Genomic DNA, 25072 nt, shown 5'->3' with positions numbered 1-25072 from the left:
GCGGCGACCGCCCGCTACTCCCCCTCCCCCACGATCCGGTCCACGGCCGCCGCCACCAGCGCCTCGCGTTCCGCCTCCGTGAAGACGTCGGGCAGGGTGAGCTGTTCGACGATGAGCCAGTTCAGGGCCAGGATCAGGAGTTTGACGCCCATCGCGTCACCGGGGAGGCCGGACGCCTCGTGGTACGCGACATTGGCGTCGATGTCGGCGCGGACGCGCTCGGTGAGGACCTTGCGGAGTTCGGGGCGGCGGGTGGCCTCCAGCCGGAGTTCGAGCAGGGCCAGGTAGCCGGTGCGGAATCCGGCGACGCGGCCGACGACGCCGCGCATCAGCTCCGTGTACGTCGCGCGGTCGCGGCCGGCCGCGCGCTGGCGTGCGTACTCCGCCTCGTCGGGCTGAAGCCGCTGGTAGACGCGGGATCCGGCGTGTGTCAGCAGAGCGTCGCGGTTGGCGAAGTAGTTCGACGCCGTGCCCGCGGGCACGCCCGCCTCCGTGTCCACCGCGCGGAAGGTCAGTCCGCGCGCGCCCTCCCGTGCCAGGACCTCGATCGCCGCGTCCACCAGGGACGAGCGCCGCTCGTCGTTCCGCCTCACCATTGACACCACTCCATTCGTAGTACTACGGTCAAACCACTTCAACCAGAGTACTACGGATGGGGAATCCCGATGCGAAAGCTTGTGTACTACGTCGGAGTCTCGCTCGACGGCCGCATCGCCGGACCCTGTGGCGAGTTCGATTTCTACCCGCAGGGCGACGCGCACCAGGCCTCCGCGTACCAGGCATGGATGAACGCGCTGTACCCGGAGACGATCCCGACCGCGTTCCGGGCGGCGGTCGGTGTCGCGGACGCGCCCAACCGCCGTTTCGACACGGTCCTCATGGGCCTCGGCGCCTACCGGCCGGGGCTCGACAGCGGGGTGACCAGCCCGTACGCGCATCTGCGCCAGTACGTGGTGTCCAGCACGCTCGCGCAGGACATCGACGCGGCGGTCACCGTCGTACCGGACGATCCGCTCGCCCTCGTACGGACGCTCAAGGCGGAGGAGGTCACCGACCGGGACATCTGGCTCTGCGGGGGCGGCCGGCTGGCGGGTGCGGTGCTGCCCGAGATCGACGAGCTGCTGATCAAGACCTATCCGGTCCTGGCCGGAAGCGGGATACCGATGATCGACGGGGGCTTCGACCCCACGGTCTTCGACGTCGCCGAGCGCACGTCGTTCGCGAACGGGGTGACGCTCACGCATCTCGTCAGGCGCTGAACGGTGTCGGGGCGCGGGGATGGACCCGACCGGATTCGAACCGGCGTCCTCCCACATGCCGTGAGGGCGCGACGACCTCTGCGCTACGGACCCCAACCCCGCTCGGGCGATCCTACGGGCCTCCCGCGCCCGGTGGTCGGGGCGGGAGGCCGGGCCCCCGGACCAGTCACCAGTCACCAGGAGGTGCCGGCGGGCTCCTCGATGGTGGTGTTGATGCGGTTGAAGAGGTTGGTGAGGCCGATCATCAGGATGATCGCGGAGAGCTGCTCCTCGGTGAAGTGGTCGGCCGCCTCGTTCCAGACCTCGTCGGAGACCGCCTGGCCCGAACGGTCGGCGATCCGGGTGGCCGCCTCGGTCAGGGCGAGGGCGGCGCGCTCCTCCTCCGTGAAGAAGGGGGCCTCGCGCCAGGCGACCACGGCGTGCAGCCGCTCGTCCGTCTCCCCGTGCTTCTTCGCCCCGGCCACCCCGGCGAAGACACAGGCGCTGCACCCGTTGATCTGGCTGGCCCGCAGGTGCACCAGCTCCAGGATCTGCGGGGAGACCCCGCCCTGGTACATGGCCTTGTAGATGTTCTGGATGCCCTTCATGGCGTCCGGAAGAACGGCGGCGGGGTTCTTCATCCGGGCCGAAGGAGCGGTGGTGGCGGTGGTGTTGTTGGTGTTGGCGGTGTTCTCGGTGCTCATGTGGTGATCTCCTGTGATCCGTTAGCGTGTGTCACTGGATCGACGGATCCGGACACGGGGGTGTGACAGTGAACGAGAACTTTTCTGCGACCGACCGCTTCGAGGCCGAACGGCCGGCGCTGCGGGCGGTGGCCTACCGGATGCTCGGTTCGCTCGCCGAGGCGGAGGACGCCGTCCAGGAGGCGTGGCTGAGGCTGAGCCGCAGTGATGTGAGCGAGGTCAGGAACCTCGGGGCCTGGCTCACGACCGTCGTCGGCCGCGTCTGCCTGGACATGCTCCGTACGCGGACGGCGCGGCGCGAGGACCCGATGCCCGAGCAGGACGGTTCGGTGCGGCTCCCGGACCCGGTGGTGACCCGGCTCCGGCGGGTGGACCCCGAGCAGGAGGTCCTGATCGCGGACTCGGTGGGGATCGCCCTCATGATCGTGCTGGAGACGCTGTCCCCGGCCGAGCGCCTGGCCTTCGTCCTGCACGACATGTTCGACGTGCCCTTCGACGACATCGCGCCCGTCCTCGGCCGGACCGCGGTCTCCACCCGGCAGCTCGCCAGCCGGGCCCGCCGCCGGGTGCAGGGCGCCGCCCCGTCCGCCGACACCGACAACGCCCGCAAGCACGACGTGGTCGACGCCTTCCTGACCGCCTCGCGCGGCGGTGACTTCGAGGCGCTGCTGACCGTCCTCGATCCGGACGTGGTCGCCCGTTCCGACGGCGGCGCGCTCGTCCCGAGCGTCCTGCGGCGCGGCGCGTCCGATGTGGCCTCCCAGGCCATCACCTTCGCCCGCTTCGCGGCCGACGCGCGGATCGTCCTGGTCAACGGCACCCCGGGCGTCGTCTCGTACGCCGACGGCAGGCCCCTGTCCGTCATGTCGTTCACCATCCGCGACGGCCGTATCACCGGCCTCGACATCCTCACCGATCCCGACCGCCTCGCCGGTCTCGGCCTGGCGGTCTGACCGCCCGCGCCCGGGGCCGGACACCACCCGGCCCGCCCGGATCGCGGCCCACCCCGAGGCGGTCGCGCCGGTCCTCCGGGGCATGCTCATGGGCGTACCCCCTCCCGTCGTGGCCCCCCCGTCATCGAGCATGCCAACGCGGGGCCGGGTCGTTGTTGCCGCTGCGTGCACGGTCCGTTGACACTGCGTGCAGCGGTGGAAGGGGGGTGCCGGGTCGGGGGCAGCGGGACGGGGCGGGCGGCACGGGGACGCCGGACACCCTCGCCTCACCCCGTACCGAACCGTGGGGCGCCGGACGATGCCCCACGCCTCACCCCGTACCGAACCTCCGACGGTACGCGGACGGCGTGATGCCGGTCTCGCGCCGCATCAGGGTGCGCAGGTTGGCGGCGGTGCCGAGCCCGCTGCGGCGGGCGACCATCTCGAACCGGGATTCGCCCCGTTCGATCAACCGGCAGGCGAGCGCGAGGCGTTCGCCGGTGAGCCAGGCCAGGGGCGTCGTTCCCGTCTGCGCGCGGAAGCGGCGGTGCAGCGTGGCGGGGCTGACGGCGGCGCGTGCCGCGAGGTCCGCGACGGTGAGCGGGGCGTCCAGCCGTTCCTGGGCCCATGCGAGCACGGGTGCCAGGGATTCGTCGGGGACCTCCGGCACGGGCCGCTCGACGAACTGCCGCTGCCCGCCGTCCCGGTGGGCCGCGAAGACGAGGCGCCGGCTCACGGAGTTGGCGACCTCCGCGCCGTGGTCGCGGCGGACCACGTGCAGCCCGAGGTCGAGCGCCGCCGCGCTCCCGGCGGCGGTGAGGATGTCGCCGTCGTCCACGAAGAGCACGTCCGCTTCGAGCCGTACGGAGGGGAAGCGCGCCCGGAACGAGTCCGCCCACTGCCAGTGCGCGGTGGCCCGCCGCCCCTCCAGGACGCCGGCCTCGGCCAGCGTGAACGCGCCGCTGCAGAAACCGACCAGCCGGGCGCCCCGGGCGTGCGCCCGGCGGATGGCGTTGAGGACGGCCGGACGCCGGGGCACGTCGGTGTCCGGCCGGTTGGGCACGATCAGGGTGTCCGCCGTCTCGGCCGCCTCCAGTCCGGCGACGCCTGTGAGCGTGAAGAATCCGTCCCGCATGAGGGTGCGCGGCTCCGGCGAGCAGAGCCGGAAGTCGTACAGCTCCCGCCCGATCTCCGGCCGCCGCAGCCCGAAGATCTCGATCGCGCAGCTCAGCTCGAACGGGTTCGAGTTCTCGTCCACGATCACCACGACCCGGTGGACGTGCGCCGCCTCCGCCTCGTGCGAGGATTCTTTCGCCATATGCGATTCCTAGCACTCACGGGCCCCGTACGTCACACCCCAGGATGGGCCCATGAGCAACGATCCTCTCTCCCTGAGCCAGGCCCTGGCCTCCTTCGACGCCCTGTGGAGCCCTCGCATCGTCACCCGCGTCAACGACTACGACGTCCGCGTCGCCAAGGTCCACGGCGAACACCTCTGGCACGTCCACGACGACACCGACGAGTTCTTCCTCGTCCTCGAAGGGGACCTGCACATCTCGCTGCGCGAGGCCGACGGCGAGCGCACCGTCCACCTCCCCCGGGGCTCGGTCTTCACCGTCCCCAAGGGCACCGAGCACAAGCCCACCGCCCCCGACGGCGCCTCGATCCTCCTCTTCGAGCCCACCGGCACCCCGACGGTGGGCGACCGCCACGAGGAGATCCCGGACCACGTGGACGCGACGACGGGGCATGAGCTGGGCAGCTGACCGCCCCGTCCCGCCGGGCTGCCTCCGGTCCGGTCCCCTCGCGCAGAGGCCGGTCAGTGCACGCGTTCACCGCACTCCGCGGGAAGCAGGACAGCCCCGGGCGGAAGGTCGTCCGGACGCCGTCCCGTCACCCGCAGGCACGCTTCGTCCGTGCCCTTCACGGGCGGGTATTCGAGGGCGACGTCGTCCACCACGGCGATCTCCCCGCCGAGGTGCAGTTCCCCGGCCTGCACGCCGCCCGGGAAGGTACCGGCCAGGACTCCGAAGGCTGCCGTGTCGTCGCCGTCCCCGACGCACTCCCGGATCTCGAAGCGCCAGTGCTCGGCGGCGTCGGCGAGCAGCGTCCGGCCCCACGTGCTCAGTCCGGCGAGGAGGGCGGTACGGGCCCGCAGCCGGTGGGCGATGGCACAGCAGATCGGGACCGCTGTGCCGTACGACGTCGCCACCCGCATGTAGTCGGCGTGGGGATGGAGCGACAGAGCCTCGTCGATCAGCCCCAACGCGGTGTCCCGTGCCGCCGGGTGACCGTGCTGGGTGATGTCCAGGAGCAGCGGGGTCGCGACGGCGGCCGCCGGAAACACCGCGCCACTGTGGCCGTGCACGATTCCGCCACCGCCGAGCAGCGAGCCGGCGTCCGCCGCCTGCACCAGGCCCTTCGCATCGGCCAGCGCGCGCATACCGCGAGCGGCACGATCCGGCTCGTACCAGCCGGGCGGACCGGGCACAGCGCCCCAGTCCATGGCGTCTATCGCATCCACCACGCCAGCATCCTCGCACGTGCGTGCCCCCTGCGCCCCGGCGTCCGATGCCGCCATGCGCGCCCCTCCATGGCGGATCCCCAGAGGGCGGCTGCCGCCCGGACACCAAGAGGAAGAAGCAACGCTCGGGACGTGCGGATCAGTTCGATCGCCGCAATCGCGCGGGAAGGCGCCCATCGGCGGCCGCCGCGCCACACCAGTGGCGGAAGTCAACGAGCGCATGTCCGGGCCGGCTGCCGACACAGACGCGCGCGGCCGCCGTCTCGTGTGAGGCAACGACCACCACAAGGCGATCGCTCACCGGAGCCAGCCCCACCTGGTGCCCCTGTCCGCCCCAACGCACGATGGGGCACCAACACTTTGGTCGCGCGCGAGGAGCATGCCGCATGAACGTCCACGACACCCCGCGAAACCCGGACGAACACGCCCGCTTCACGGCCTACCTCGACCAGTTGAACCGGGTGCCCGACCCGGACGAGGCCGACCTCGTCCGCCGCGTGCTCACTGATCCGGACCGGACGATGGCCCAGTCCGCTGTACTGCGGCATCTGGACCGTCGAGCCGCCGGTCTCTACCCCGGTCCCCGATATGAGGGGTGGGCACAGGCGATGGACCGGGCCACGGACGGCCACGCCTTCCTGGCCCAGCGCCTGCGGGAGTGGTCACTGTTCCGTGCCATCGCCCTCGAACTGCCCTGGCAGCCGGACGACCTGCTCGCGTCATCCAACTGGCTCCAGCTCAAGAGCGCCGCCGGAACGAACACCGAGGCCCTCGGCATCCTCACCGACGCCGGCCGCACCAAGCGGATCCGCGTCACCGCGAAGGCCACCCTCCGCCGCCCGAGCGAGAGCTGAGGAATCAGCACACCCGACCCGGCGACCCAACGGACATCACCCAGGCCACTCCCACGCAACGCGCGGCGTGGCCAGCTCCGGCCTCGGCCGAGTCAATACCGTCGGGCTCGACTTGGCTTTCCGTTCCGACAGGAGAACTTGGCCGCTAGTCAGGGATCACAACGCCGACTCGCCTCAAGAATCAGCGACCTAGCGGTCTCCCCGTACACCGCCGACTGACGCAGAAGCGCGAATGCCTTGTTGTACAGCTCGATCTCATGGGGCTGGGTGACGGACATCTCAGCCGAGAACGTCTCTACGAGTACGAGCCTGTCATCGAACATGGAAAACGAGTGACCAAGCCAGATGGCCGTCCGCGCGTCGGCGGGGACCACCCCAAGACTTATCCGCGGTAATCCCATAACGGCTATCAGACGGTCGAGTTGGGCCTTCATGACGTCTGGACCGCCGACGTTCGAGTACAGGGCCTGCTCGCCGAGGAGCACGTTATACACCCGCTCCCCCTCGTACAGGTAGCGCTGCCGCTCCAGCCGCTTCCGCACCGCTGCCTCGATGTCATTGGGGAACTCATAGAAGGACACAGCCTGCCGGAACACCTCGGCCGCGTACTCCGCCGTCTGGAGAGTGCCCCAGACCATGGCGGGGTTCCAGATCCTGAAGACCTTGGTCCTGGCGTAGACAGGGAGCGACTTCGTCTGCCGAGTCTTGGCACCGGCCAGGAGCTGTCGGCGCCACTCCACCCACAGCTCGTCGATGTGCCGAACCGTGGCGATGAGGTCCGGTACATGCCCCTCTTGGCCGGTTGCCCCGCACCAGGCCCGGATGTCGTCCTCGCTCGCGTTCTGCTTGCCGTTCTCAAGCCGCGAGACCTTCGATTCCTGCCAGCCCAGAGCACGCGCAAGCGCCCGCCCGCTGGCGAATCCGGCATCCTTCCGGAACCCACGCAGCCGGGCGCCCAGTGCCTCACGGGCCTCCTGCGCCTGCTTACTCACGGTCGGTCAGGGCTTGTACTCGATGGTAGGAATGGCGATGGCCCAGAGCAGGTCCCGAACGCGGACGCACTCGGCAACGATGTCGGGGGTCTCGATGATCTCGGAACCCAGCACCCTCCCGGCTTCGTTGAAGTGCCCCACGGCCACGACCTTGTCGTCCAGGAGCCACCAGTCGTTGCCATCCACGGGGAAGCGCAGACCGCCGGGGAGCTTGTGTCGCGGCAGCCATCGAATCACTTCGCCGGCCTTCTCATTCACGGCCGTGGTGGCGTGCTCCCACTGGATGTACAGGCTATGGGGCTCGGTCACGACCCGAACCCGTCGCACGGTCCGACCGGGCCCCGTGACCCGTTCCATCAACTCGGCCCAGGGCGCGAACCACTCCAGGTCATCCGGTTCGCCGCGTAGCCACCGCTCGTACGGCCCGTCCTCGACCGGGACCGAGTAGTCGTCCCTCAGCTCCAAATGGAAGGCGTCGTATGAGATGCGCTCAATGAGCAGATTGCGCTCGGCGCCGGAGATCAACTCCACGCGGCTCCTCCAGTAGGGCGGTGATGGTGGCTTTGGGGACCTCGACCGCGGTCTCGTAGTCCGGAATCTCCATCTGCCCCAGAGCCTCACAATCGGTCACTTCCAGGCCCTGAACCACGAACGTACCGTTCGGCGTCAGAACCATGATCGGGTCCTCCAATCGTCTGATCTCCCCGGTCGGCAGCCCGTCCTTCGTGAGGTGCTCGAACAGTTCCGTCGGCACCTCGACGGCCGTATGGCCCTCGGGGATGTCGAGCCGCATCAGCAGGTCGTTCGCGAAGATCTTCCAGCCCTGGACGAGGTACGTGCCCTGATCGGTGGAGTACAAGGTCGGGCAATCACCCACGTTGGAGTTCTTACCTAGGAACCGTAACTTCATGGCTGTCTCCTGTCTGCCGCCTTGCGTCGGTTTGCGCGACACGATGAGACTCACTGCTGCGTTTCAGCCGGTCAAACGGACTGCTGCAAACTGATGCAAACTGCTTGGGAGTTGGTCCTCGTCCCTTCTAGCGTCAATCCGAACCCACAGCACGCCGTCCCATTGCGCGAAGCACAAGGGCAGCGGGCGTGTGTATGACGGCCCAGGGAATCCGCCCCGGACCGACTGGAGAGAGGACACTCCCTTGGAACAGGCAACCTCGGCTCAGCCCACGAACGAGAGCAGCGAACTGCTGGTCGCTCGCGACCAGGTCATCGCCGCTCGGGCCCGCATGTTCGTCCCGTCCGACACCACTGCCGGCAAGTCCGACGGCAACGACTGACGGAACGGAAACCATATGACCGCGCCTGTCCCTGCGGTCGTCGCGCGCCTCGGCGAGGACTTCCTCACCGAGGCGTTCGGCCGCAGCTACCGCCTGACTCGCGGCGACGCCGGCTCCGTCGCCGACGTGATCACGTGGACCGACCTCAACGAGATGTTGGCCCGGCACCGTATGGATCCGCCCCGCCTGCGGCTCTCCGCCGATGGGGTGGCCATCCCTCTCGACGCGTACACCGTCCCCGAGGTGGCCAAACGCCGAACCGTCTTCCATCGGACCCATCCGGCCGCGCTGCATGAGCAACTCGCCAACGGAGCCACCCTCGTCATCGACGCTGTCGACGAACTGTCCCCGGGCGTTCAAAGGCTCGCCTCCGAGCTGGAGATCGCGCTGCGATCCAAAATCCAGGTCAACCTGTACGCGTCCTGGACGGCCCGAGAGGGATTCGGAGTGCACTGGGATGATCACGACGTGGTAGTGGTCCAGATCGACGGATCGAAACGCTGGAAGCTCTACGGGCCCACCCGGACCGCACCCATGCACCTGGATGTGGCGGAGCCCGGGAGGCCGCCGGAGGAGCCCGTGGCCGAGTTCGTTCTCACCTCCGGAGACATGCTCTACCTTCCCCGCGGCTGGTGGCACGCTGTCTCCGCGTCCGAGGGCGACAGGTCCCTTCACCTGACCTGCGGCCTGAGCGTCACAACGGGGGCCGACCTCATCGTGTGGCTTTCGGAGATCCTGCGTGAACACGAGATCGTCAGGGCCGATCTACCACGCTTCGGCTCCGTCGAGGAGCGGGCCGAAACCGCGTCGGCGCTGCGGGATCTTCTCGTCGCCGAGCTGAGCGACCCCGAGGTGATCGAGCGGTACTTCACGCTCCGGGACGCCAACGAGCGGGTGAGGTTCCGGCCGAGTCTCCCGTACGTCAACGGCCTTCCCTCCGACCCCGGTCTGTCGGTCCGACTCCTGACCACACGCCACGAACTGCGGTTCACGGAGGGAGGGAACACCATTCTCATGGCAGGTGGGGAGAGCCTCACGTTCGCTGGGGCTGTCCATCCCGTCCTGCGGATGCTGGGCAACCAGCAGCCTCACCGGCTCGGGGCTCTGGCAGCCGCTGCGGGACTCACGGTCGAGCAGGTCGCCCGTGTTGCGTGGGAGCTGGTCAAGGCGCAGATCGTCGCCGTGGACGGCGCCCGATGACCGCATCCCTCGGCCTCGGAACCTACCGGGTGCGCGGCCTTCCCGAAGCAGCGAAGGCGGCCATGGCCCGTGGAGCCGACTGGATCGACACCGCGCCGAACTATTTGCACGGGGAGGCAGAAGAAGCGCTTCAGCCCATCCTCGCCGCCCACCAGCTGACCCCAGTCTCCACAAAGGTGGGTTTCTTCAGCCCGGAGCAGAGGAGACGTGCCCTTGCGGTCGGCGTGCTGACCGACGAGGAAGCGGGGGCCGGTCACTGCCTCGGGCCGCGCGCCATCCGCTGGCAGGCACAGCAGAGTCGCACCGCCCTTGGCCGTGTCCCCGACATCACCTTCCTCCACAACCCGGAGCTGGGACTTCATGACCTGGCCACCTTGGAGAGGCGCCTGTACCAAGCGTTCGTGGCACTGGAGAGCTGCGTTGATCGCGGTCTCACCAAGGGCTACGGCGTCGCCACCTGGAGCGCCATCCACGAAGACCTCATCTCGGTGGATGGCATCGCCCAGATCGCGAAGCGGGCCGCCGGCGGGGCCAACCACCTCAAGGCGATACAGCTCCCCCTGTCCATCGTCCAGATCGGCCCCCTGGCGGAAGCCTCACATGGCTATGGCCCCCTTGCGGCCGCCCAGGCCCAGGGCATCGACGTCTTCGCCTCCGCACCGCTCCACGGAGGGAAGCTCCTCGAGATGCTGCCCGAGGCGGTGGCGGAAGAGCTGGTCCCTGGCGCCTCTCCCCTGCGAGTTGCCCTCGGAGTGGTCGCCTCCACGGCAGGGGTCACGCGGGTGCTGCTCTCCGCTTCCTCGGCGGACCACTGGGAAGACGCCGCCGCTGCCGTCTCGCGGCCTGTCGAGAAGCCACACGTCCGAAGGATTGTTGATGCCTTCAGCACCTGATGACACCACCGCTGCCCGGCTGCTGGAAGCAGCCGGGCACGCGGCCTCCACTCTCCGGGTCACCATCGCCGGACCACCGATCTGGGGCTGGGAGGGCAGGAGCATCAGCGCGCCGGTTGACACAGACCGGTGGCTTCGGCTGCTCTCCGTCCCCGCGGATCGCACACCTTCATGGGATGGGCCGCAGGCGGCCGAGACCTTGGTACCGGCCACCGTTCCTCGGCCCCGCCTCCACACGGTGCACATGTGGAAGCGCGACTCCTTCGCCTACCGCGCGGAGGTCTACGACCGCGTGGACTGCCTGCCACTCAGTGACGGCGCCCTCCTGGACTACGCGCCCGATCTCCCCGGCACCTGGTGGTCGGCACTACGACAGTCTCTGGACACCGTGACAGCGGTAGAGACGGACCGCGTCGCCATCCGCCAGGACCGCCTTCACTGGGCCCTGCCAGCGTTCCTCGAAGCGGAGGTCGAGACCGAGGTCCCTGCCTGGTCGACAGCTCATGCAGACATCCAGTGGAGCAACGTCTGCGGGCCGAAGCTCTGCATCCTCGACTGGGAACGCTGGGGCATGGCACCGGCCGGGTACGACGCCGCCACCCTGTTCATCACCAGCTTGATCGTCCCGAAGCTGGCAGAGCGGGTCCGGCGCGAGTTCGCGTACGTACTCGACACCCCCGCCGGCCGCTTCTCCGAACTGGTCGTCGCCTCGGAGTTCCTTCAGGGCATGCGGCGCGGCAACAACCTGGAGCTGGAGGGCCCGCTCCGCGAACGGGTGGCCCAGCTCGTCGCGGAGCACCCTGCCCGGCGCCCTGGGCGGTCAACAGGATGACCAGTGCGTGCCGGAGCTGGACGACCGGTTGTACGGATGGTCGACGGCGGTCAGTGCGCTGAAGGCCGAACCAGCGGAGCGGTCTTGCCATCCGTGATGACAAGACCGCCACCCTCTACCTCGCCGGACTCCCCCGCGCCGCCGGCTTCATCCGGTCGGCGAGCTGGTCCGAGAGGTGTCGGCTAGTAGCCGAGGTCCTTCTGCTCGGTTATCAGGCGGCCTGCGATGTGCAGGTTCCCGTCGGAGTCGAGCACGGCGATGATCTTCTTCGTGGAGCCGTGGTGGGTCGTGAAGTAGATCTTGTCCGCCTCCTGCGAGGAGGAGTAGTTCGTGTTCACGGACAGCTCGATGCTCACCGGGGAGCTGATGAGCACGTCCTTCTTCGGTGAGGTGGGGTAGACCTGGTTCTGCCGCAGCTTGACCCGGCCGTGAGTGTCCCCCTCGTCCCAGTCGGACGCCACGCCGAGGTCGATGTCAGCCATGCGATTTCCCCTCCGGTTGCGGTGAACGCGCTGTGCGGCCGGGCGCCATGGGGCTTCCCGAGCCGAGCCCAGAACCTACGCAGTTCGTTCACACGACGGCCTCACATCGCGGGACTATGACCAGATAACGCCCCGCTTTGTCGTGAACTGGCCTCAAGGTGAAGGAGATACGAAGAAGCCCGAAAAGAGCCGTGACAGTCCCGGGGCGTAACGGATAGATCGCCTCTCCCGAACCGGGGACCGGCGACCCAACCGGGCATCACCAGCCCCCTCCCGCACACCGCCTCACGGCATCACCTCCGCCCCCTCCATCCGACCTCCGCCCACACCGACTTGCCGACCACGCGCTCGGCCACGCCCCACTTCTCCGCCAGCGCCTCCACCAGGCACAGGCCGAATCCGGACTCCGCAACCGCCCCCTCCGGCGCACGCGGCGCACGCGTCTCAGGGCGGCGCTCGCCCCGCGCGTCCGCGATCTCGATCCGGATTCCGTACGCACCGGTCGTCAACCGCACCTCGAAATCACGCCCCCGCACATACCCGTGCGTCACCGCGTTCGCCGCCAGCTCGGCCACGATCACCGCCACGTCCTCGGACAGCTCGCTCCCGTACGGCACGCCCCACGCGTCGAGTTGCTGCACGGCAAGCCTGCGCGCGAGACGCGCGCCGCGTCGGGTCGCGGAGAGGCGTTGGGCGAACTCTGCGCCCTCAAGGGTGATTTCGGCGTTCATGTGACTCAGCGTGGCCGCGTGCTCGTACGCTGACCAGGAGTGACACCACGACACCGGGTAGCCGTACGGGTCCCCTCCACAGGCTGTACGGGACTGTCGGACCGGAACCGGAACCGGGCGAGTAGAGGCGGGTACGGCGCAGATGGCGAACGCGCGATTCGAGGAGCGGCCCGAACGGCCGGCGGAGACCGACGGAACGGCCCACCTGTTCAAGGCCGTCGGCAAACAGCTCAAGGTCCTGCGCGAACGCGCGGGCCTGTCCCAACGGGAGCTGGGCCAGGTCATGCACTGCGGGGAAGACCTCATCTCCGCGATGGAACGTGGCGTCCGTACGCCCCAGCCGGACTTCCTCGTCCGCGTCGACGACGTCCTCGGCGCCAACGGGGTCCTTGCCGCAGCGGCCGACGAGGTCCGCGACGCGCTGTCCCGTGCCCGGACGCGGCACCCGGACTGGTTCCGGAACTATGCGCGGGAGGAGGCGGAGGCGGTCGCCCTGCACGACTACAGCAACCAGGCGATCCCGGGGCTGCTCCAGACCGAGGAGTACGCGCGGGCGTTGTTCACTCAGCGGCGCCCCCTGCTTGACGAGGAAACCATCGAACGTCGCGTCGCCGATCGAATGGCCCGCCAGCAGCTGTTCGAACGCTGGCCGCCGCCGACCATGACGTACGTCATGGAAGAAGTCGTTCTGCAACGTCCCATCGGCGGAGCCGACTGCCACAGGCGCCAACTGCTCCGGTTGCTGCATGTAGGTCAGATGCGCACCGTCACGCTTCAGATCATGCCGACTCAACGCGAGGAGCACCCGAGTCTCGACGCGTCGTTCATCATGCTCACACCCAAGGGGCGTCAGCAGGTCGCCTACGTGGAGGCATACGGGCACGCGCGCTTAATCACCGACCCTGAGGAGGTCCGTGTGTTCAGCGAGCGCTATGGGATCATCCGGTCGGAAGCTCTCACCCCGAGGGAGTCCCTGACGCTGATCGAGAAGATGCTGGGAGAGCGATGACTACCGAGCAACTGCACTGGTTCAAGAGCAGCTACAGCAGCGGCGAAGGTGGAGCGTGCCTTGAGGTGGCCTTCAACTGGCGCAAGAGCAGCTACAGCTCTGGTGAAGGCGGGGAATGCATCGAGGTGGCCGCCACCCCCGCCACCATCCACATCCGCGACTCCAAGGACATCCACCGCCCCCACTTCGACGTCGCCCCGAACGCCTGGTCCGCGTTCGTCGCTTACGCGCGTCAGGGCTGAGCCGCGTCCCGGCGCACCGGGTCGCCGGAACCCACGACCCGGTAGGGCCCTATCCCTCGGCGGGCGCGCGCAGGGGTCGGGACGGTGTGACCTCCTGGGTGTGGATGATGGCGTCGAACCATGCCGTGAGGGCGCCGCCCGACATGTGGTGGGACTCGTCGTGCCGCGGGTCGTAGACCGGGCCGATCAGGCGGGTGCGAGTCGGGGTGTCCAGGACACGGCGGACCGGTTCGGGGCGGGGAAGGGTCAGGTCCAGGAGGTAGGCCGGCCTGTTTCCGGCGGCCTCGCCCAGGGCGCTGTCCACGAAGGCCGGGCCCGGTGTCGGCAACGGCTGGCCGATGGAACCGTGCGACACGGTGAGGCCGATGGAGCGAAAGGCCGGGCCGAAGTGCTCACGCAGGTATCCGCCCATGTTCTGGTGCGTTTGCGGGGGTTCGGCGGGAGACACGGACACGGTTCGCGGGGCGCCGACGGCGGTGTGGGCCATGCCGCCCCAGTAGACGACCTTGTCTCCTGAGTGCCGCTGCCACCAGGTCGCACCGTCAGCGAGTGCGCGTTCCGCTTCCGCCAGGCCGCTGAGTCGGGTGGTGTGGTGCACCGGTTCGGCCGGCTGCCGTGCGAAACGTACCGGGTCGTCCGGGTGGCGCTCGTTGTACGACCGTATCCACCGGACGAGTTCGAGGATTTCCGCCGTCCGCCAGAAGGCCCGCGCCCCTGCCAGCATGGCGCCCGGGTCTCCCTGGCCGGTGGCGATGTACGTCTCCAGGCCGAGCCTGCCGGGATCGTCGCCTTCCAGGGCCACACTCCGGAACCCCTCCTCCACCAGCAGGCGCACCACGCGGTGCGCCACCTCCGACAGTTCGCGGGTCTGCCGGGTCGCGGCCCCCAGCGCCACGATCTTGGCGTCGCGCACCAGTGGGGCGAGCGCGCGCAGATCGTCCAAGGGCCCGTCCGGCTTCCCCGCGACAAGCGTGTGGGAGTTCCGCCTGATCCATTCCGTCGCTGTCTGCATGGACCAGATCGTCCGACCTGAACCGAAGTTGAGGTCAAGGGGCCGATATCCAGGTCCGGGTCACCCCGGACGCCCGGTCCGCGTTCGTCGCGTACGCACGTCAGGGCTGAGCCGCGTCCCGGCGCACCGGGTCGCGGGTACCCACGATCCGGTGCGCCACGACGCGGGGAACCGCGTCGCGGTGGGCCGCGACGTAAAGGCTTTTCAAGGCTTCTGGAAGAGAACTCCTACCCAACCAACCCACCCTGCGGGAGCCGTCACCCGGGCGGGTGAACTCGGCGGTCCGGGCTGGATTTTGGGCTGGTCGCGGGGCATATGCTCACGCCAACAAGCTCCAGCAGCACGACGGCCCCCACCGGGAACACAATCCCAGGCGGGGGCCTGACCACCTCGGAAGAAGGTCCCCTTCCTGATGGCTGTCTCGCAGGCTATCGCGGCCTCCTACGCTCCACCATCCGGTGTCGAGCACGTCAACGTTCGTCATACCGAGCGCTTCACCGTCGTGGGCAACCACCTCAGTCAGCACCCCGACCTCTCGCTCGCCGCCCGGGGGCTCGCGCTCCACATCCAGTCGCTGCCGCCCGGGGCGAAGATCGGCATCAAGGCGCTCGCCGCGCGGCTGCCCGCCGACAGCGAGCACCGCATCGCGGGGGCACTGCGCGAGCTTGAGCGGCACGGGTATCTGCGGCGTACGCGTGAACGGAGGCCTGACGGGCGGGTGTTCACGCGGACGGTGTCCTACAACCACCCCGGGGGCCGGTCGGGTGCCGGTGCCGGGAGCGCGCACGACCCGGCCGCCCGGGAGAAGGCCCGGACCCGGCGCGCGGCGCGGCCCGTGTCCGTGCCCGCATCCGCGCCGGCGGCCGTATCCGTGCCCGCGCCCGTATCCGTATCGCTGCCCGCGCCCGTACCGCCGCCCCCTCCGATCGTCACGACACCGGCGACACCGCCGACGCCGCCCACACCCCCGGCCCCACCGACGCGGCTGGAGCGGCCTTCGCGGCCGACTCCGTCTCCTTCCGCGCCCACCGCCCGGCCGCTCCCCCAGCCCTCCGACCCCTCGACCCCGCTCCTCGAAGCCGCTGGCGCGCTGCTGGCGGGTCTTCGGCGGGATGTTCCTCAACTCACCTTGACGGAGGGGGACATCGCCTCGCTGGCGCCCGCCGTGGTGGCGTGGTTCGAGCGGGAGGCTTCGGGGCAGGACGTGCGGAGGGCGTTGACGAGTGACCTTCCGGTGCCGGTGCGGTATCCGGGGAAGCTGGTGCGGCACCGGCTGACGGCGCTGCTGCCGAGTCCGCTGCCCGCCGGGTCGGGCGGCGGGGCCCCGGGGTTCGTTCCGAAGCGGACGCGTGCGGTGGTGCCGATGCAGAACTGCGACGGGTGCGAACGGGCCTTCAGGGCGGCCGAGCCCGGGTCGTGCCGGGACTGCCGGGAGGAAGCGGCGCGCGGGGCAACGTGAACCCGTGGGTTCACGGTGCGTTGCGGAGATCGTCCTTGTCGCGGCGGGCGGACTCTTCGAGGCTGGTGGTCCATGTCCCAGCCGTCCCGGGGAGCCGTTCCATGACCGTCACCGCCTACACGCTGGCCGTCGTGCTGGACCTGTTCGTCCTGTTCATCGGGGTGCGGTTCCTGGTGCAGCCGGGTCCGGCCGCCGCCGGGTACGGGGTGGCGGCGAAGGAGGGCGGGGACGCGGCCTATCTGGCCGTCAAGGGGTTACGCGACGCGGTGTCCGGCGTCATGGGGCTGGCGCTGCTGGCCTTCGCGGGGGCGGAGGCGGGTGCCTGGTTCATGGTGGCCGTGGCGCTGGTGCCGCTGGGCGACACGGTGATCGTGCTGCGCAACGGGGGGACGCGGGCCGTCGCGTTCGGAATCCACTTCGCCACGGCGGTCGTCGTGCTGATCGGTGCGGGGTTGCTCTTCGCCGTCTGACCGCCGCCGCCCGGCCAGGTACGGGCTTCCCGCCGGTCCGCGTACGGACGCCCGCCGGTCCGCGTACGGCCCCCGCCCGTCCACGTACGTACGCCTGCTCTTCCTTTCCTTCCGCAACAAGTTCCGCACCAGGAGTTCATCCATGTCCCTCCTCCTTCCCGACTTCTCCGAGTCCGTGATCGTCCGCTCCACCGACGCCGAGGTCGTCGGCGCCGCCCCGACCACCGTCCGGCTGCTGGCCGACAGCAGCTCCACGGGAGGTGCGCTCTCCACCCAGCGGGTCACGCTCGTGAACGGGGCCGACGGGGCCCGGCCGCACCGGCACGACAACTCGGCGGAGATGTTCTACATGCTGGACGGGGCCGCCCAGTTCCTCTCCGGCGACGACGTCGTCACCGCCGGGCCCGGGGACCTCGTCGTCGTCCCGCCGGGGCTCGCGCACGCCTTCGCGGCGGAGCCGGGGAGCGACGCGGACATCCTCATCGTCATCACCCCGGGCGTCGAACGCTTCGAGTACTTCCGGCACCTGAAGCGCATCGCGCTGGGCGAGGTCGCCCCGGACAGCCTGCTGGAGGTCCAGGAGCTGTACGACACGTACTTCCTGGGCAGCACGGCGTGGGACGGGGCCCGAGCCCGGTGGGAGGCATGATGCGGCTCTCCCGGGACTCGGTCAGGCGGCGTTCCCGTGAGGGGTGAGGTTGATCGTGAGATCGGCGTCGAGAGCGCGGGCGAGGCGTCGCAGGAGGGGGATGGTGGGGACGGTTCCCCCGCCTTCGATGCGGGAGATCTGGGGTTGCCGCATGCCGCAGCGTTCGGCGAGTTCGGTCTGCGACAGGCCGAGAGCCGTGCGCCGGTCGTACACCATCTGCCCCAGGTCGTGGGCCAGCTCGGCCTCCTCGTAGAGGCGGTCGTACTCGGGGTTGTCCTCGGCCGCTTCCCCCAGGAGCTTGCGGTGGCGACCGGTCTTCCACTCGGCGTGGTTCATCGCGGTTCCTCCTTGATGTCGCGGCTGTAGACGGTGTGCTCGGCGGCCGGCACGTGGTGGGCCTCGCAGGCGGCCAGGACGGAACGGGCACGTTCCACCTCCGCTGTCTCGCGCATCCTGGCCTTGCGGAACACGGTCAGAAGCACGATGCGGCGTCCGGGCGCGAGCCAGTAGGTGATGCGCTGGGCGTTGCCGTCGAGGTCGAAGCGTAGCTCGCGGAGTTTGCCGCCGAGGTGGCGCGTATAGGGCTCGCCAAGCGTGGTGGCGTTGAGGGCCAGTCGGTCGACCTTCTGCTCGACGGTGACATAGAGGTGGGCGGGAATGTTCTCCAGCCAGAGGCGCACCTCGGGTTCGATCTCGATGGTGTACCGCTCGCCGTTCATAACGTTGATGATATATGGCATAGGTGTTATGGGCTACGGGACAGCGAGTCTGGGTCAAGGCTCCCCGCCCGGCGGCCCCGACCGACCCGACCGACCCGGGCGGTCACGTGGCACGATCCCCCGCATGACCCCCGAAGACATATGGGCCGCCGCCGGTCCCGAGGATCGGCGGCTGGCCGGGCTGGCGTTGAATCCCGCCGCGCCCGTGGACGTGCTGCTGCGCCTGCTCGCGGAGGGGGCGGACGCGGTGCGGATGGTGTTGTGCCGGGACCGGGTGCTGCCGGAGGCGGTCGTGGACGCGGTCGTGGTGCATCCGGACCGGTACACGCGGAGCTTCTACGCCCGCAATCCGTATGCGGAGCCCGAGCAGCGGGCGCGGCTGGTGGATGACCCGGAGTGGTTCGTGCGGGCGCACCTGGCGCAGGAGCCACGGGGCGAGGGGGTGTGCGCGCCCCGGCCGCTGCCGGACGACACGGTGGTGCGGATCATCGAGACGTACGACGCGGAGACGGTGTCCGGGCTCGGGCGGCAGATCTCGCCGGGGCTGCGGCGGGCCATGCCCACGCATCCCTCGGCGGCCGTCCGCAGGATGGGCGTGGCGGCCACGGCCTGGGACTCCCTGACGCCGGAGGTGCGGGCGGCGCTGCTGGCCGATCCGGACGTGGGGGTGCGGGAGGACGCCGCCCGGGCCGAAGCGCTGGACGCGCGGCAGCGGGACCCGGACGCCGTGCGGGAGGACCTGCCCGCCCACCGCTGCCACGCCCGGACCCATCTGCTGCTGTACGGGGCGCTCGCCCCCGACGTCGTCGCCGAGGCCCTGCCCGGGAACGCCTGGCTGCTGGCCGGCAATGCCACGACCCCCGCCGACACCGTCGCCGTCCTCGCCGCCCATCCGGACCCCGAGGTCCGTGCGCACGTGGCGGAGCGGCCGGGGCTGGCGCCGGAGCTGCTGCGCGCGCTCGCCACCGACCCGGACCCGGACGTACGGCTGGCCGTCTCCGTCCATCCGGCGCTGACCGAGGCCGAACGGGCCGCCATCGACTACGCCGTACCGCAGGACGGGGCGTACGAGCACGTCCCGGTGTACGACCCGGCCTCCCTGCCCGGCCCCGAGCGGGTCCGCGCCCTCGCCCGGTCCGGGCATCCGCTGCTGCGGCGGCGGGCCGCCGTGCTGCCGCACCTGCCCGCCGATCTGGTGGCGCTGCTGGCCGAGGACCCCGACCCGGGCGTACGCGTCCTGCTCGCCCAGAACCATCCGCACGCCCCGGCCGCGCTGCTGCTCCGGAGCTTCGTGGAGTACACCGGCCCCGGGCGGTGGCATCTGACGGGTCACGCCGCCTTCCCCCGGGCCGGGCTCGCCCGGTACGCCGACGACCCCGACCCCGCGCTGCGGCGGCTCGCGCTGCTCGATCCCGAGACGGGGCCGGAGGCCGTCGACCGGCTCACCCGTGACCCCGACCCCCTCGTCCGCGCCGACGCCGCCCGGCATCCGCGCCTTCCGGGCGACCGGCTGGCGGCCCTCCTCGACGACACCGCACTCGCGGGCCGGGCGGCGGCCAATCCGGCGCTGCCGGTCCCGACGATGCGCCGCCTCGTACAGGAAGGTTCCTAGGCTCCCGGACAGGCCGCACCCGCCCCGCCCCGCCTCGTCCCGCTCAGAGGTATGCCGCGTACGCGTCCAGGGTGCGCAGCACCTCGGGTTCGCCGGCCGGGGGCAGTTGGAGGACGACCTCCTCGATGCCCAGGTCGGCGTAGTGGGCGAGTTTGCCGGGGGTCGGCAGGACGGCGTACGGGACGACCTGGAGGTCCTTCGGGTCGCGGCCCGCGTCCTCCCAGACGGCGGTCAGCCGGGGCACCGCCTCGGACAGGCCCCGGCCGCCGATGGGCATCCAGCCGTCGGCGTACTCCGCGATGTGCGTGAAGAGCTTGGGGCCGGCAGCGCCGCCGATCAGGGTGCGCGGACCGGTGACCGGGCCGCGCGGGGCCTGGACCGGCTTCGGGTGGGCGAAGCTGGCCCGGACGGAGCCGAACCGCCCCTCGTAGGCCGTCGGTTCGTCCGCCCACAGGGCGCGCATCAGGGCCATCCGGTCGCGGCCCAGTTCGCGGCGGGTCGTCCAGGTGACGCCGTGGTCGGCGGCCTCCTCGACGTTCCAGCCGAAGCCGAGGCCGAGGGTGAACCGGCCTCCGGAGAGATGGTCCAGGGTGGCGATCTGCTTGGCCAGATCGATCGGGTCGTGCTGGGCGATCAGCGTGATGCCCGTGCCGAGCGCCAGGCGTTCGGTGACGGCGGACGCCTGGCCCAGGGCGACGAACGGGTCCAGGGTCCTGCCGTACTCCGGGGGCAGTTCGCCGCCCGCCGGGTAGGGGGTGTCGCGGCTCACCGGGATGTGGGTGTGCTCGGGGAGGTAGAGCCCGGCGAATCCCCGCTGCTCAAGCTCGCGCGCCAGCCGTACCGGTGTGATCGTTTCATCGGTGAGGAAGATCGTTGTGGCGATCCGCATACGAGGACACCTCCGTCGTTGTCTGGTGGCGGCTCAAACGTATGCCGTACGGTGCGCAAAGCCGAGCCTTCGGCGGCTACGGGGGGAGGTCGGACACCCATGGGTCCCACACGCACCGGCACCGTTCTCACCGCACTGCTCGTCACCGGCGTCCTCCTCGGCGGCGCCCCCGTCACGGTCAGGGACGTCCTCCGGGTGCCCGCCGTCTCCCGGACCGCGTCGTCGGTCCAGCTGCGCCAGCAGGGCGCGGGCGGGTGGACGGCCGAAGGCGCGGCGGGCTTCCTGCTGGCCGCGGCCGGCGGGATCGCCTTCGCCCTGGCCGTCCGCGCCCGGCGCAGGCGCTCCTGAGCACGCGGGCGCGTCCACGGCCCCCGCGCATCCACGTCCCCCGCACGGCGGCGGGCGCCGCCGCACGGGGACACCCGCGTCATTCCACGGGCGCGGAACGGATCACCGGTGGTGGCGGTGTGGAGCGCAGGGCGGTCGTGCCGACGAAGACCTCGTCCCCCTGGGAGGCGACCTGCATCGTGGTGGACGTTCCCTGGTAGAACCAGCGCCACCTGCCCGACCCCGGGGCGGTGACAGTCGCGCTGACCCGTCCCGCGCTGTTCGTCGTCACCGTCCTCACCGTGGTGTACGAGGACGAACCGGCCTTCTTGAACTGGAGCTTGAGGCCCTGGCCGGCGTACCCCCGGTACTTCAGCGCCTCCCAGTCGGCCCTGGCCAGGGCCCCGGTCACGGTGACCTGCCGCCCGGTGCCGAAGCGGGAGGCGCGGGCGGCGGAGGCCGTCAGGGTCGCGGCGCGCTTGAACGCGAAGGGCGCGAGCCCGTCGTAGATCCAGTAGTCGCCGTCGTTGGCGTTGGCGATGCCGTACATGCCCCAACTCCCGGCCGCCTCATTGGCGTTGCGGTTCTCGTTGTACGAGGGGAACCAGGCGGGATCGATGCGCATCGTCGCCGTGCAGGCCGAGGTGGTGGTGCTGAGCTTCTTGCAACTGATGTCGACCGTCTCGACGGGGGCACCGGACGTGGAGGTCCGGTGGAACGCCTGGGCGCGGGAGAGGCCCTTGACGCCGGAGTCGTCCTTGACCGTCAGCGTGGACCGGAAGGTCACCGGCTGGTCGATGCCGACGACGACGCTCTTCCCGCCGTTCGTCACGCCCTTGACGACCCGGATGTCGCCCTCCCCCTCGGCGTGCGCCGTCGACGCCCCGAGCACGGCCATGACCACCGAGACGGCCGTCGCCCCCCACACCGCGTGTCTTCGCATGTCCCCTCCTCCTCGCTCCGCGCCGGTCGGCGGCGCGGACGCGTCGGCACAGCGTAGAAGGCGCGTTCCGGCCGCCCTCACGGGGTCATCCGCAGAAGGCCCGGTCCAGGAAGGCGTCGACGGCGTCGTCCGCGTCGCCCCGGAAGTCCGGGGTGAGCGCGACCGTGGCCGTGCGGCGGCCGTCGCGCGTGGTGAACGACCAGGTCTGATAGGCGAGGGCGTCGCCGTCGTTGCCGTAGACCGGGGTGCCGCAGGCGGTGGTGCGCCAGGTCAGGCCCAGCCCGTACGACCCGTGCTCCAGGCCCGGTGTCCGCATCTCGTCGAGGAGGTGGTCCGGGAGCAGCCGGCCGCCGAGCAGGGCCGAGACGAACCGGTTGAGGTCGTGGGTGGTCGAGATCATCTCGCCGCTCGCGCCCATCAGGGACGGGTTCATCTCCGTGTAGTCGACGAGCCGCATGCCGTCGTCGTCCACGACCGGGACGTAGCCGTGCGGGTGCGGTCCGGGGATGCGCGGGGACGTCCCGGGCACCGAGGTGGAGTGCAGGCCGAGCGGCCGGATGATCCGGTCCGTGATCTCGTCGGCGTAGGAGCGGCCGGTGGCCTGCTCGACGATCTGCCCGAGGAGCACGTAGTCGGTGTTGGAGTACGCGTACGCCGTGCCCGGGGTCGTGGACGTCGGCGGCTGGGCCACGGCCCTGCCCACCAGTTCGGACGCGGTCCAGGTGCGCAGCCGGTCGTCGAGGAAGGCGGGCGAGGGCGGCATCGTCAGCGTGCGCTTGTAGTCGTACAGGCCGCTGGTGTGGTTGAGGAGGTGGCGCAGGGTGATGCGGTCGCCGCCGGGGACGGTGCCGGGCAGCCACCGTTCGACGCTGTCGTCCAGGCCCAGCCGGTCCTCGGCGGCGAGTTGCAGGACGACGGTGGCGAGGAACGTCTTGGTGATGCTGCCCATCCGGAACCGGCCGTCGACCGGGACCGGCCGGGTCGTGTCCCGTTCGGCCGTCCCGGCGGTGCCGCGCCAGACGCGCCGCCCGTCCCGGACCTCCGCGAGGGCGCCCACGGCACCGGAGGAGACGACGGCGGCGAGGCGTTCCCGCAGGGCGGCGTCGTGCGGGGCGGGCCGGGGCGCCGCGGAGGCGGCGGCGGGGACCGCGACCACCGCCAGGGCCGTGGCCAGGGTCACCAGGGCCCGGTTCGTGCGTCTCATCGCTGCCTCGTCTCTCGGTGGTCCGCCCGACGGGCGGGACGGGGACGGCCCCCGTTTCCGTGTGCACCGAGCCTGCCGGAACGGGCGGGGCGGGACGATGGGGCCCGTCACCGTTGCCGGCCGGGGGAACGCCCCACCCCCCGCCTGGGGAACGCCTCCCAACTCGCCCTGCTTCACCGCCGATCAGTGGCGCACCACCGCCGTTCACGCCCCGTTCACGGGGCCGCGCCACGGTGTCCGTGACCAAGGACCACGCAGCCGGACCGCCACCTCCGGTCCACGACGTCCCGGGAGCCCCGCATGTCCGCACCGCGTCCCGCACACCGCCCGATCGCCAGGCGCGGCCTGCTCGTGTCGACGGCGGCGAGCACCCTAACGTTGGGGAGCGTGAGCTTCGCCGACGCCGCCGGACCGGACGCCTCCGGCGCACCGGAGAGCGGGACCCGGACCCGGACCGTGCGCGGGGTGCTGCCGCCCGGGTCGCCGGACTATGTGTACCTGCCGGTGGAGGTGCCGCGCGGGGTCGCGGAGATCGCGGTCTCGTACGCGTACGAGAAGCCGGCCGTTCCGGCGGGGACGCAGGGCAACGCGCTGGACATCGGGATCTTCGACGAGCGCGGGACGGCGCTGGGCGGGGACGGGTTCCGGGGGTGGTCCGGCGGGGCGCGGAGCGGCTTCTTCATCCGGGCCGACGAGGCGACGCCCGGCTATCTCGCGGGGCCGGTGCGGGCCGGGACCTGGCACATCGCGCTGGGGCCGTACACGGTCGCGCCGCAGGGGCTGGCCTACGAGGTGACGGTGACGCTGCGCTTCGGGCCGGCGGGGACGACGCCCGCGCCGGTCCATCCGCCGGAGCGGGCCAGGGGGCGGGGGCGGGCCTGGTACCGGGGCGACTGCCATCTGCACTCCGTCCACTCGGACGGGAAGCGGACCCCGGCCGAGATCGCCGCCGCCGCGCGGGCCGCCGGGCTGGACTTCGTCAACAGCAGCGAGCACAACACCTCGTCGGCGCACCGTGCGTGGGACGGGCTGTGGGGCGACGACCTGCTCGTGCTGACGGGCGAGGAGATCACCACCCGCAACGGGCACGTGCTGGCGGTCGCCACGGACCCGGGCACCTGGATCGACTGGCGCTACCGCGCCCGGGACAACCGCTTCGCCCACTACGCCAGGGCCGTGCGGCGGGCCGGCGGCCTGGTCGTGCCCGCCCATCCGCACGCCACCTGCATCGGCTGCCACTGGAAGTTCGGGTTCGGCGAGGCCGACGCGGTGGAGGTGTGGAACGGGGCGTACACCCCGGAGGACGAGATCGCGCTCGCCGAGTGGGACAACGCCCTGGTGGCGTCGGTGCGTTCGGGTTCCCGGTGGGTTCCGGCGGTGGGCAACAGCGACGCGCACCGGGAGCCGGAGCCGGTCGGCTCCCCGCAGACCGTCGTCCTGGCGGACGCGTTGTCGCGCGAGGCGATCGTGGCGGGCATCCGGGCCGGGCGGTCCTATCTCGCGGAGTCCTCGGCCGTGTCGCTGTCCTTCGGCGTCTCCGGCGGGCGCGGGCAGCACGCCGGGATCGGGGAGCGGCTGCGGGTGGCGGGGGACGCCACGCCGGTCTCGGTGCGGCTGGAGGCGAGCGGCGTGCCCGGCTGCACGGTCCGCTTCGTCACCGACCAGGGGACCCTGTTCACCACCGCCGTCCCGGATGCGAGGGACGTGACCGCCGTATGGACCACGACCCCCGCCTGCGCCGCCTACGTCCGCGCCGAGATCCGCCACTCCGCCACGGTCCCGGGGTTGCCCGGTGCTCTGGCCGCCCTCACCAACCCGGTGTTCCTGGAGGGCTGAGGCGGACCGGGCCGACCGCCCCGGTCC

The 25072-nt window shown here is 70.9% G+C and carries 31 protein-coding genes and 1 tRNA gene; 16 read left to right on the top strand and 16 right to left on the bottom strand.

Annotation, left to right across the window (positions count from 1 at the left end; genetic code table 11):
• Window positions 1-14 precede the first annotated feature (14 nt).
• The gene (locus tag ACWCXC_RS19835) at window positions 15-596 is read right to left on the bottom strand and encodes a TetR/AcrR family transcriptional regulator (RefSeq protein ID WP_450681621.1); all 582 of its coding nucleotides are present in this window, start codon (window positions 594-596) and stop codon (window positions 15-17) included.
• A gap of 69 nt (window positions 597-665) precedes the next feature.
• On the opposite strand from ACWCXC_RS19835, the gene ACWCXC_RS19830 reads away from it, so the two are divergent.
• Window positions 666-1259: a dihydrofolate reductase family protein gene (locus ACWCXC_RS19830; RefSeq protein WP_450890088.1), complete on the top strand. Its 594-nt coding sequence runs from the start codon at window positions 666-668 to the stop codon at window positions 1257-1259.
• 20 nt (window positions 1260-1279) lie between these two features.
• Here ACWCXC_RS19830 and ACWCXC_RS19825 read toward each other — a convergent pair.
• Together ACWCXC_RS19825 and ACWCXC_RS19820 are read right to left on the bottom strand one after the other, a co-directional pair.
• A tRNA-Ala gene (locus ACWCXC_RS19825) sits at window positions 1280-1352 on the bottom strand.
• A gap of 80 nt (window positions 1353-1432) precedes the next feature.
• Entirely contained in the window at window positions 1433-1942 is a 510-nt protein-coding gene (locus tag ACWCXC_RS19820) for a carboxymuconolactone decarboxylase family protein (protein ID WP_450681619.1), read from the bottom strand.
• A gap of 68 nt (window positions 1943-2010) precedes the next feature.
• Here ACWCXC_RS19820 and sigJ point away from each other — a divergent pair, with 68 nt between their 5' ends.
• Complete coding sequence (sigJ, locus tag ACWCXC_RS19815) at window positions 2011-2895, top strand: RNA polymerase sigma factor SigJ (protein ID WP_450681618.1); 885 nt, start codon at window positions 2011-2013, stop codon at window positions 2893-2895.
• Between the two features lie 310 nt (window positions 2896-3205).
• Here the strand turns inward: sigJ and ACWCXC_RS19810 are convergent, their stop codons facing one another.
• Window positions 3206-4192 (bottom strand): GlxA family transcriptional regulator, encoded by a 987-nt coding sequence (locus ACWCXC_RS19810; RefSeq protein WP_450681617.1) that lies wholly within the window; start codon window positions 4190-4192, stop codon window positions 3206-3208.
• Window positions 4193-4244: 52 nt separating this feature from the next.
• Between ACWCXC_RS19810 and ACWCXC_RS19805 the strand changes: the two genes are divergently transcribed.
• Window positions 4245-4640, top strand: coding sequence for a cupin domain-containing protein (locus ACWCXC_RS19805; protein ID WP_450890087.1), 396 nt, complete (start codon window positions 4245-4247; stop codon window positions 4638-4640).
• Window positions 4641-4693: 53 nt separating this feature from the next.
• On the opposite strand, the gene ACWCXC_RS19800 is transcribed toward ACWCXC_RS19805, so the two are convergent.
• Window positions 4694-5401, bottom strand: coding sequence for a hypothetical protein (locus tag ACWCXC_RS19800; protein WP_450890086.1), 708 nt, complete (start codon window positions 5399-5401; stop codon window positions 4694-4696).
• Between the two features lie 383 nt (window positions 5402-5784).
• Between ACWCXC_RS19800 and ACWCXC_RS19795 the strand changes: the two genes are divergently transcribed.
• Complete coding sequence (locus ACWCXC_RS19795) at window positions 5785-6252, top strand: hypothetical protein (RefSeq protein ID WP_450890085.1); 468 nt, start codon at window positions 5785-5787, stop codon at window positions 6250-6252.
• 149 nt (window positions 6253-6401) lie between these two features.
• Here the strand turns inward: ACWCXC_RS19795 and ACWCXC_RS19790 are convergent, their stop codons facing one another.
• The 3 genes from ACWCXC_RS19790 to ACWCXC_RS19780 are packed head-to-tail and all read right to left on the bottom strand — an operon-like array spanning window position 6402 to window position 8154.
• Window positions 6402-7244: a helix-turn-helix domain-containing protein gene (locus ACWCXC_RS19790; protein WP_450890084.1), complete on the bottom strand. Its 843-nt coding sequence runs from the start codon at window positions 7242-7244 to the stop codon at window positions 6402-6404.
• Between the two features lie 6 nt (window positions 7245-7250).
• Window positions 7251-7775 carry a DUF6879 family protein gene (locus ACWCXC_RS19785; protein WP_450890083.1) on the bottom strand — a complete coding sequence of 175 codons (525 nt, stop codon included), beginning with the start codon at window positions 7773-7775 and terminating at the stop codon, window positions 7251-7253.
• Entirely contained in the window at window positions 7735-8154 is a 420-nt protein-coding gene (locus tag ACWCXC_RS19780) for a hypothetical protein (RefSeq protein WP_450890082.1), read from the bottom strand. The genes ACWCXC_RS19785 and ACWCXC_RS19780 overlap by 41 nt, the downstream gene beginning before the upstream one ends.
• A gap of 244 nt (window positions 8155-8398) precedes the next feature.
• Here ACWCXC_RS19780 and ACWCXC_RS19775 point away from each other — a divergent pair, with 244 nt between their 5' ends.
• From ACWCXC_RS19775 to ACWCXC_RS19760, 4 genes are all read left to right on the top strand, one after another.
• Window positions 8399-8536: a hypothetical protein gene (locus ACWCXC_RS19775; RefSeq protein WP_450890081.1), complete on the top strand. Its 138-nt coding sequence runs from the start codon at window positions 8399-8401 to the stop codon at window positions 8534-8536.
• A 15-nt stretch (window positions 8537-8551) separates the two neighbouring features.
• Window positions 8552-9736: a cupin domain-containing protein gene (locus ACWCXC_RS19770; RefSeq protein WP_450890080.1), complete on the top strand. Its 1185-nt coding sequence runs from the start codon at window positions 8552-8554 to the stop codon at window positions 9734-9736.
• Window positions 9733-10629, top strand: coding sequence for an aldo/keto reductase (locus ACWCXC_RS19765; protein ID WP_450890079.1), 897 nt, complete (start codon window positions 9733-9735; stop codon window positions 10627-10629). Before ACWCXC_RS19770 ends, ACWCXC_RS19765 begins: the two co-directional genes overlap by 4 nt.
• A gap of 244 nt (window positions 10630-10873) precedes the next feature.
• Window positions 10874-11461 (top strand): hypothetical protein, encoded by a 588-nt coding sequence (locus ACWCXC_RS19760; protein ID WP_450890078.1) that lies wholly within the window; start codon window positions 10874-10876, stop codon window positions 11459-11461.
• A 182-nt stretch (window positions 11462-11643) separates the two neighbouring features.
• Here the strand turns inward: ACWCXC_RS19760 and ACWCXC_RS19755 are convergent, their stop codons facing one another.
• Together ACWCXC_RS19755 and ACWCXC_RS19750 are read right to left on the bottom strand one after the other, a co-directional pair.
• Window positions 11644-11943, bottom strand: coding sequence for a DUF6342 family protein (locus ACWCXC_RS19755; protein ID WP_352279334.1), 300 nt, complete (start codon window positions 11941-11943; stop codon window positions 11644-11646).
• Window positions 11944-12236: 293 nt separating this feature from the next.
• The gene (locus tag ACWCXC_RS19750; RefSeq protein ID WP_450890077.1) at window positions 12237-12674 is read right to left on the bottom strand and encodes an ATP-binding protein; all 438 of its coding nucleotides are present in this window, start codon (window positions 12672-12674) and stop codon (window positions 12237-12239) included.
• 142 nt (window positions 12675-12816) lie between these two features.
• Here ACWCXC_RS19750 and ACWCXC_RS19745 point away from each other — a divergent pair, with 142 nt between their 5' ends.
• On the top strand, window positions 12817-13683 hold the full coding sequence (locus ACWCXC_RS19745; RefSeq protein ID WP_450890076.1) for a helix-turn-helix domain-containing protein: 867 nt from the start codon (window positions 12817-12819) through the stop codon (window positions 13681-13683).
• Complete coding sequence (locus tag ACWCXC_RS19740) at window positions 13680-13925, top strand: DUF397 domain-containing protein (RefSeq protein WP_450890075.1); 246 nt, start codon at window positions 13680-13682, stop codon at window positions 13923-13925. The genes ACWCXC_RS19745 and ACWCXC_RS19740 overlap by 4 nt, the downstream gene beginning before the upstream one ends.
• A 49-nt stretch (window positions 13926-13974) precedes the next feature.
• On the opposite strand, the gene ACWCXC_RS19735 is transcribed toward ACWCXC_RS19740, so the two are convergent.
• Window positions 13975-14937: an erythromycin esterase family protein gene (locus ACWCXC_RS19735; RefSeq protein ID WP_450890074.1), complete on the bottom strand. Its 963-nt coding sequence runs from the start codon at window positions 14935-14937 to the stop codon at window positions 13975-13977.
• Window positions 14938-15349: 412 nt separating this feature from the next.
• Here ACWCXC_RS19735 and ACWCXC_RS19730 point away from each other — a divergent pair, with 412 nt between their 5' ends.
• The 3 genes from ACWCXC_RS19730 (at window position 15350) to ACWCXC_RS19720 (ending at window position 17515) form a co-directional block, all read left to right on the top strand.
• Window positions 15350-16396 (top strand): hypothetical protein, encoded by a 1047-nt coding sequence (locus ACWCXC_RS19730; protein WP_450890073.1) that lies wholly within the window; start codon window positions 15350-15352, stop codon window positions 16394-16396.
• Window positions 16397-16497: 101 nt separating this feature from the next.
• Window positions 16498-16866: a DUF4267 domain-containing protein gene (locus ACWCXC_RS19725; RefSeq protein WP_450890072.1), complete on the top strand. Its 369-nt coding sequence runs from the start codon at window positions 16498-16500 to the stop codon at window positions 16864-16866.
• 142 nt (window positions 16867-17008) lie between these two features.
• Window positions 17009-17515: a cupin domain-containing protein gene (locus ACWCXC_RS19720; RefSeq protein ID WP_450890071.1), complete on the top strand. Its 507-nt coding sequence runs from the start codon at window positions 17009-17011 to the stop codon at window positions 17513-17515.
• 21 nt (window positions 17516-17536) lie between these two features.
• Here the strand turns inward: ACWCXC_RS19720 and ACWCXC_RS19715 are convergent, their stop codons facing one another.
• Window positions 17537-17851 carry a helix-turn-helix domain-containing protein gene (locus ACWCXC_RS19715; RefSeq protein ID WP_450681606.1) on the bottom strand — a complete coding sequence of 105 codons (315 nt, stop codon included), beginning with the start codon at window positions 17849-17851 and terminating at the stop codon, window positions 17537-17539.
• Entirely contained in the window at window positions 17848-18234 is a 387-nt protein-coding gene (locus ACWCXC_RS19710) for a type II toxin-antitoxin system RelE/ParE family toxin (RefSeq protein ID WP_450681605.1), read from the bottom strand. The genes ACWCXC_RS19715 and ACWCXC_RS19710 overlap by 4 nt, the downstream gene beginning before the upstream one ends.
• Before the next feature lie 124 nt (window positions 18235-18358).
• Between ACWCXC_RS19710 and ACWCXC_RS19705 the strand changes: the two genes are divergently transcribed.
• Window positions 18359-19846, top strand: a complete 1488-nt coding sequence (locus tag ACWCXC_RS19705; RefSeq protein ID WP_450890070.1) for a hypothetical protein — start codon at window positions 18359-18361, stop codon at window positions 19844-19846.
• Between the two features lie 43 nt (window positions 19847-19889).
• Here ACWCXC_RS19705 and ACWCXC_RS19700 read toward each other — a convergent pair whose 3' ends face one another.
• Entirely contained in the window at window positions 19890-20735 is an 846-nt protein-coding gene (locus tag ACWCXC_RS19700; RefSeq protein WP_450890069.1) for an LLM class F420-dependent oxidoreductase, read from the bottom strand.
• A 99-nt stretch (window positions 20736-20834) separates the two neighbouring features.
• Here ACWCXC_RS19700 and ACWCXC_RS19695 point away from each other — a divergent pair, with 99 nt between their 5' ends.
• Window positions 20835-21083, top strand: coding sequence for a hypothetical protein (locus ACWCXC_RS19695; protein ID WP_450681602.1), 249 nt, complete (start codon window positions 20835-20837; stop codon window positions 21081-21083).
• A gap of 79 nt (window positions 21084-21162) precedes the next feature.
• Here the strand turns inward: ACWCXC_RS19695 and ACWCXC_RS19690 are convergent, their stop codons facing one another.
• The gene (locus ACWCXC_RS19690; RefSeq protein ID WP_450890068.1) at window positions 21163-22005 is read right to left on the bottom strand and encodes a hypothetical protein; all 843 of its coding nucleotides are present in this window, start codon (window positions 22003-22005) and stop codon (window positions 21163-21165) included.
• Between the two features lie 85 nt (window positions 22006-22090).
• Window positions 22091-23209, bottom strand: a complete 1119-nt coding sequence (locus ACWCXC_RS19685) for a serine hydrolase domain-containing protein (protein ID WP_450890067.1) — start codon at window positions 23207-23209, stop codon at window positions 22091-22093.
• A 300-nt stretch (window positions 23210-23509) separates the two neighbouring features.
• Here ACWCXC_RS19685 and ACWCXC_RS19680 point away from each other — a divergent pair, with 300 nt between their 5' ends.
• Window positions 23510-25045, top strand: coding sequence for a CehA/McbA family metallohydrolase (locus ACWCXC_RS19680; protein ID WP_450890066.1), 1536 nt, complete (start codon window positions 23510-23512; stop codon window positions 25043-25045).
• The last annotated feature ends 27 nt before the right edge of the window (window positions 25046-25072 follow it).

This window comes from Streptomyces sp. NPDC001515, assembly GCF_053597115.1.
This window is presented reverse-complemented; position numbering and strand designations above follow the sequence as displayed.

Excerpts from the sequence above, each read along its gene's own strand:
- ACWCXC_RS19835 (WP_450681621.1), bottom strand. The coding sequence starts at position 596 with ATGGTGAGGCGGAACGACGAGCGGCGCTCGTCCCTGGTGGACGCGGCG.
- ACWCXC_RS19830 (WP_450890088.1), top strand. The coding sequence starts at position 666 with ATGCGAAAGCTTGTGTACTACGTCGGAGTCTCGCTCGACGGCCGCATC.
- ACWCXC_RS19820 (WP_450681619.1), bottom strand. The coding sequence starts at position 1,942 with ATGAGCACCGAGAACACCGCCAACACCAACAACACCACCGCCACCACC.
- ACWCXC_RS19810 (WP_450681617.1), bottom strand. The coding sequence starts at position 4,192 with ATGGCGAAAGAATCCTCGCACGAGGCGGAGGCGGCGCACGTCCACCGG.
- ACWCXC_RS19805 (WP_450890087.1), top strand. The coding sequence starts at position 4,245 with ATGAGCAACGATCCTCTCTCCCTGAGCCAGGCCCTGGCCTCCTTCGAC.
- ACWCXC_RS19795 (WP_450890085.1), top strand. The coding sequence starts at position 5,785 with ATGAACGTCCACGACACCCCGCGAAACCCGGACGAACACGCCCGCTTC.
- ACWCXC_RS19780 (WP_450890082.1), bottom strand. The coding sequence starts at position 8,154 with ATGAAGTTACGGTTCCTAGGTAAGAACTCCAACGTGGGTGATTGCCCG.
- ACWCXC_RS19770 (WP_450890080.1), top strand. The coding sequence starts at position 8,552 with ATGACCGCGCCTGTCCCTGCGGTCGTCGCGCGCCTCGGCGAGGACTTC.
- ACWCXC_RS19765 (WP_450890079.1), top strand. The coding sequence starts at position 9,733 with ATGACCGCATCCCTCGGCCTCGGAACCTACCGGGTGCGCGGCCTTCCC.
- ACWCXC_RS19760 (WP_450890078.1), top strand. The coding sequence starts at position 10,874 with ATGTGGAAGCGCGACTCCTTCGCCTACCGCGCGGAGGTCTACGACCGC.
- ACWCXC_RS19755 (WP_352279334.1), bottom strand. The coding sequence starts at position 11,943 with ATGGCTGACATCGACCTCGGCGTGGCGTCCGACTGGGACGAGGGGGAC.
- ACWCXC_RS19750 (WP_450890077.1), bottom strand. The coding sequence starts at position 12,674 with ATGAACGCCGAAATCACCCTTGAGGGCGCAGAGTTCGCCCAACGCCTC.
- ACWCXC_RS19745 (WP_450890076.1), top strand. The coding sequence starts at position 12,817 with ATGGCGAACGCGCGATTCGAGGAGCGGCCCGAACGGCCGGCGGAGACC.
- ACWCXC_RS19740 (WP_450890075.1), top strand. The coding sequence starts at position 13,680 with ATGACTACCGAGCAACTGCACTGGTTCAAGAGCAGCTACAGCAGCGGC.
- ACWCXC_RS19735 (WP_450890074.1), bottom strand. The coding sequence starts at position 14,937 with ATGCAGACAGCGACGGAATGGATCAGGCGGAACTCCCACACGCTTGTC.
- ACWCXC_RS19730 (WP_450890073.1), top strand. The coding sequence starts at position 15,350 with ATGGCTGTCTCGCAGGCTATCGCGGCCTCCTACGCTCCACCATCCGGT.
- ACWCXC_RS19725 (WP_450890072.1), top strand. The coding sequence starts at position 16,498 with ATGACCGTCACCGCCTACACGCTGGCCGTCGTGCTGGACCTGTTCGTC.
- ACWCXC_RS19720 (WP_450890071.1), top strand. The coding sequence starts at position 17,009 with ATGTCCCTCCTCCTTCCCGACTTCTCCGAGTCCGTGATCGTCCGCTCC.
- ACWCXC_RS19715 (WP_450681606.1), bottom strand. The coding sequence starts at position 17,851 with ATGAACCACGCCGAGTGGAAGACCGGTCGCCACCGCAAGCTCCTGGGG.
- ACWCXC_RS19710 (WP_450681605.1), bottom strand. The coding sequence starts at position 18,234 with ATGAACGGCGAGCGGTACACCATCGAGATCGAACCCGAGGTGCGCCTC.
- ACWCXC_RS19705 (WP_450890070.1), top strand. The coding sequence starts at position 18,359 with ATGACCCCCGAAGACATATGGGCCGCCGCCGGTCCCGAGGATCGGCGG.
- ACWCXC_RS19700 (WP_450890069.1), bottom strand. The coding sequence starts at position 20,735 with ATGCGGATCGCCACAACGATCTTCCTCACCGATGAAACGATCACACCG.
- ACWCXC_RS19695 (WP_450681602.1), top strand. The coding sequence starts at position 20,835 with ATGGGTCCCACACGCACCGGCACCGTTCTCACCGCACTGCTCGTCACC.
- ACWCXC_RS19690 (WP_450890068.1), bottom strand. The coding sequence starts at position 22,005 with ATGCGAAGACACGCGGTGTGGGGGGCGACGGCCGTCTCGGTGGTCATG.
- ACWCXC_RS19685 (WP_450890067.1), bottom strand. The coding sequence starts at position 23,209 with ATGAGACGCACGAACCGGGCCCTGGTGACCCTGGCCACGGCCCTGGCG.
- ACWCXC_RS19680 (WP_450890066.1), top strand. The coding sequence starts at position 23,510 with ATGTCCGCACCGCGTCCCGCACACCGCCCGATCGCCAGGCGCGGCCTG.